The organism is Sodalinema sp., assembly GCF_046483825.1.
Classification (GTDB): domain Bacteria; phylum Cyanobacteriota; class Cyanobacteriia; order Cyanobacteriales; family Geitlerinemataceae; genus Sodalinema.
The window spans coordinates 1-4,531 of the sequence record NZ_JAWOCL010000213.1 but is presented as its reverse complement, the minus strand read 5'-3'; the positions used below and the strand labels follow the sequence as shown (position 1 = coordinate 4,531).

Sequence of the window (4,531 nt, the reverse complement as noted above, 5' to 3'; positions counted from 1 at the left end):
AATGTTCAGAGTCGGTACTTTCCCAATCGCACTGTCTTAACCCCTTAGGACTGTTTAACGATTCGGTTCTAGAGCCGGGAACTAGCACGCATTCCCGGGTAGGAACTTTAACTCTTGCTCTGAACGTAGCCCGTTAAGGCTTAAGCTGGTCAGCTACCTGAAGGGGAGGGCACGAAGCCCCCGTGCTTCAGCCGGGGGTGCTGACGTTAGAGCGAATCGGGAAGTCGGAGAAGAATTTGTTTTTTTCTGCCGTTCAGCCTACCGTTACCGCCCCTCGCGGTACATTGACAACAACCGTGGGTTTCGCGTCTGTCTGGTGGGCACAGGACTCTTCTAGCCCTTTGTTCTTTCGCCCCTTTAGCCTCCTAAAAGCGACCGCAGGGAGCTTTTCTTATTCTCTCATCTCGTTACTTGGCTGAAGCCAAGTAATGCACCCTTGGAGGCTCTGCCTCCACTAGGCGGCAGAGCCGCCCAACACCCATGCCATGGCAGAGCCACGGCACGAGAGGTGAACACCCATGCCATGGCAGAGCCACGGCACGAGAGGTACACCCATGCCATGGCAGAGCCACGGCACGAGAAGTGAGGTGATGGCAGAGCCACGGCACGAGAGGTGAGAGAGGTGAGGTGATGGCAGAGCCACGGCACGAGAGGTGAGAGGTTAATTCTCCAGAAGCGTTGCCGGCATTAAATACAGAGGTTTCGACGTGCCCCGTCGTACCCACTCCTGAGGATCGCATCTTGTAGCATTTTGTCCTGTTCCAACTCGGACCGGGTTTTGCCACTGAGATACTGTTGAACGAGGTCGGCGCAGTACGCTATATCGAGAAGAGATTATCGATCGCGGTCAGTCATGGTTCAGGATAAAAGGGTTGAGCCGTTCCCAGAATAGCGGCGCGACGGATGGGATTGTGACTCTGTTCGATCGCCCGGCGAGTCACCAGATCAACGGGGCGATTCTCAAACAAGAGACTCAGTTGTCGTTCAATATTGTCCAGGTCAAAAAAGGTGATGCGAGCCGTATCAGCCAAAGTGACCAGTACATCGATATCGCTATCGGGGCGAAAGTCGTCGCGCAAGACAGAACCGAACAGTTCGAGTGGGGTAATCTGCCAGCGATCGCACAGTTCCCTGAGTTGTTGGCGATCGACCGTGAGATTCGGACGCAGGGCGATCGCCCTCTGGGATAGATTGGCGTGGGTTGAGGTCATCGCAATTCCTCCGAAATATGACTGACGAATGGTTCAAACATACCCAAACCCTCCAGAGTCAGGGCGAACAGCCGTTCGCCCCGACAGAGATGAACCATTCAAAATGACCAGGCCATTAGGACTTCGCCGATTTCGCCTCCAAGGCCTCCAAACGACTGAGAAGATCTCGATTGAGTTTCTTCATCTTGTCCAACTCCCGACGCAGGCCCGTCACCGCCTTGTCCGTTCCCAGGTTTTTCTCCACCGTCTCGATCGCCTCCTCGGCCACCCGAACAATCCGGCCATCGGTGGCTTGTTCGGCGATCCCTTGTAGAATCGCGATCGCCCCCGAGGTGTCCATCGACTTCAACGCCACCACAACCGAACGTTGCGTTAAGAAGAAGTCTTCCCGGGCCAACTGTTCCAAACGAGTGAGGATGCGATCGACCAACGCCGGAGATTGTCCCGTAGAGACGGTTCCCAAAGCGCGAATCGCCCCCAAACGCAAGGCTTGAGGAACCGTAGCGGCGGTGTACTCCAGAATCAGATCCAACGCCTCTGGCTGCGTTTTGAACTGACTTAGCCCCGCGATCGCCCCTAAACGAACCACCTCATTCCAACCGGCTTTGGTCTCCAAAACCGTTCGCAGATGGGCGATCGCTTTTTCCGGTTTCGGTTTCCCATCCGGGAGTTTCGCCGCAATCATCCCCAAGGCCTTCGCCGCCGCCGATTCCACCCGATAACTGGCGTCGCCTTGCTTAACAATGGACTTCACCGCCTTATAACTGGCCCGAGTTTTCACCTTCGCCAAGCCGTTCACCACCGCCCGACGCACGCGGGAATCCTCATCTTGTAACCCTGCCAATAACCCCTCAAAAGCTTGGTCAAGGTTAATTTTAGCCAACTGACCCGCTATCTCAACCCGTACCCCCCAAAATGGCTCGGATTTGAGTGCTTTTGCCAGGGCATCCACTGCCGTTAAACTGCCCTCTTTAGCTAAGGCTTCAGCGGCATAAATCCGGGAAATCGGATCATCATCTTCGCGTAACTGGGCGACTAAATTGGGGAGAGGATACTTGAGTTTCAGGGTTTTGAGAACCGTATTCCCCACATCAAAGGTAACATAATGGGGTTTGCGGGGAAGGGCGAAATAAAAGGTTTGTTCCGCGTCACACAAATGAACGGTCACCCGTTGGGCGGTGTCGTCTTCGTAACCAAAGGCGATGGGAACATGGAGGTCAAACAGGTTGCGATCGTAGAGGGTATTCCCTTCTTTGGCTTGCGTTTGTTTGACCGTAACTTTGGCAACGTTGCCCTCTTTGTCCCAACTGTAACTCACTTCAAAATCAGGATGACCGCCCCGGAAGACATATTGGTCAAACAAGCCTTGTAAATTGCGTCCCGTGGCTTCAGAAATGGCCCGCAACAAGTCCACAGTTCCCACGGTGGAGTGAGCGTTTTGATTGACAAAATGGGCGATCGCCTTAAAGAACAACGCCTCACCCAACTCACAGCGCAGCATATGATAAACACAAGCCCCCTTCTCATAAATGTGGCTATCATATAACTCAATGGGTTCCCGATAGATATTGGTGACAATGGGGCGACGATAGCGGCGTTTATCTTCGTCGAGATAGCTGCGGGCTTCTTGTAAGAGATAATAGGCCCCATCATCGTGACTATATTCATACTCAGTCCACAAGACCTCAGCATAGGAGGCCATCCCCTCTTTAATCCAGGCCTGAGACCAATGTTCAATCACCAACAAATCGCCAAACCATTGGTGGGCTAATTCATGGGCGACGAGGCTTTCACTGCGTTCATTGTCGATCGCCGCCCGTTCATCCAAGAGACAGCGATCCGTTAAAAGTGTCGTTGAGGTGTTTTCCATCCCCCCAAAAATGAAGTCAGTCACACAGACTTGAGCATATTTAGGATAGGGATATTCGTAACCAAACGCATTACTGAAAAACTCCACCATTCGCGGCGTTTTCCCCATCGTGCGTTTTCCATCTTCAACGCGATCGCGTTCCACATAATAGGTAATGGGTTTACCATTCCAGTCATCGCGAATCTCAGCAAAACGACCCACCGCCAAGGTCATCAAATAGGTCGGATGAACTTGAGTTTGTTTCCAATGATAAATCTTCTCTTGACCGTCATCCTCGGTACTGAGGAGATCGCCGTTAGAAATCGCGAGGAAGTCTTGGGGAACTCGGACGCGAATTTCCGAGGTCGCCAGTTGTCCGGGATAGTCAAAACAGGGAAACCAAAACCGGGAATCTTCATCTTCTCCTTGAGTCCAAACCTGGGTGGGTTTATGGGGTTCAGCCTCCGTTGGTCCCACAAAATATAAGCCCCGTCGAGGCTGTTTAACGCTGTAGTCGATTTTAATCGCCAGGGGCTGTTCCGGGTTGGTGGGGTCATCCAAATCAATGGTTAGAGTCTCGCCGTCAGCGGAAAAGGACTGGGGGCTATCATTGACGTGAACCGCTTTGATCTGGAGTTGAACCGCATCAAGTTGTAGTTGCGTAATCCCCGGACGAATTGGCGTTAGATGGATATGACAAGTCCCCGAGAATCGCTGTTTGGGGATGTTTAAAACCAAATCTAGGAAAATATGTTCGACTTGTCCGGGACGGTCCGGGGTGTAGTGAGGACGTGCGCCGGGGAGTTCAAAGGCGTTGGTGTTGGCGTCAAAGTAGAAGTTGGACATAATGCAGATTAAGGACAAAATCAGGCGCAGAACGTGAACAGGTTATGGTAGGGGTGACCGATCGCCCCAGCGGTGTAACGGGTCTCTTGTGGGGTGGCGATCGCCCCCTATCCCCAGTTTACCTAGCCCCCACGAGAAAGCTCACGTTGTAATCTCTGATTCAACGCTGAGATGAATCGGGGGAGTTCCCATGGTATAATCACACCAGATAACTCAGTCACCCATGTTAGTATTTGAGGCAAAACTGAGGGGAACCAAAGAGCAGTACGAACGGCTGGATGAAGCTATTCGCACGGCTCGGTTTGTCAGGAATAGTTGCCTGAGATACTGGATGGATAACAAGGGAGGAAAAGTCGGGAGGTATGAGCTGAGTGCCTACTGTGCTGTTCTAGCCAAGGAATTTCCTTGGGCCAAAAAGCTAAACTCAATGGCTCGTCAAGCCTCAGCAGAACGGGCTTGGACAGCTATAGCCCGTTTCTACGATAACTGCAAGAAAAAGGTTTCCGGAAAAAAGGGATTCCCTAAATTCAAGAAGTATAAAATTCGCGATTCAGTCGAGTATAAAACATCAGGCTGGAAACTATCAGAGGATAGAAGGACGATTACCTTCACCGATGGGTTTAAG

Annotated in this window: 2 protein-coding genes and 1 pseudogene; 1 reads left to right on the top strand and 2 read right to left on the bottom strand. The window is 52.0% G+C overall.

Annotation, left to right across the window (positions count from 1 at the left end; all coding sequences use genetic code 11):
• Window positions 1–851 precede the first annotated feature (851 nt).
• On the bottom strand, window positions 852–1,211 hold the full coding sequence (locus R6U67_RS13785) for a nucleotidyltransferase family protein (protein WP_410253077.1): 360 nt from the start codon (window positions 1,209–1,211) through the stop codon (window positions 852–854).
• 115 nt (window positions 1,212–1,326) lie between these two features.
• Window positions 1,327–3,906, bottom strand: coding sequence for a M1 family aminopeptidase (locus R6U67_RS13780; RefSeq protein WP_410253076.1), 2,580 nt, complete (start codon window positions 3,904–3,906; stop codon window positions 1,327–1,329).
• A 223-nt stretch (window positions 3,907–4,129) separates the two neighbouring features.
• Here R6U67_RS13780 and R6U67_RS13775 point away from each other — a divergent pair.
• A pseudogene (locus tag R6U67_RS13775) lies at window positions 4,130–4,531 on the top strand (RNA-guided endonuclease TnpB family protein); the annotation flags it as partial.

Bases quoted from the DNA above. Each gene is read 5' to 3' on its own strand.
- R6U67_RS13785 (WP_410253077.1), bottom strand. From the start codon at position 1,211: ATGACCTCAACCCACGCCAATCTATCCCAGAGGGCGATCGCCCTGCGT.
- R6U67_RS13780 (WP_410253076.1), bottom strand. From the start codon at position 3,906: ATGTCCAACTTCTACTTTGACGCCAACACCAACGCCTTTGAACTCCCC.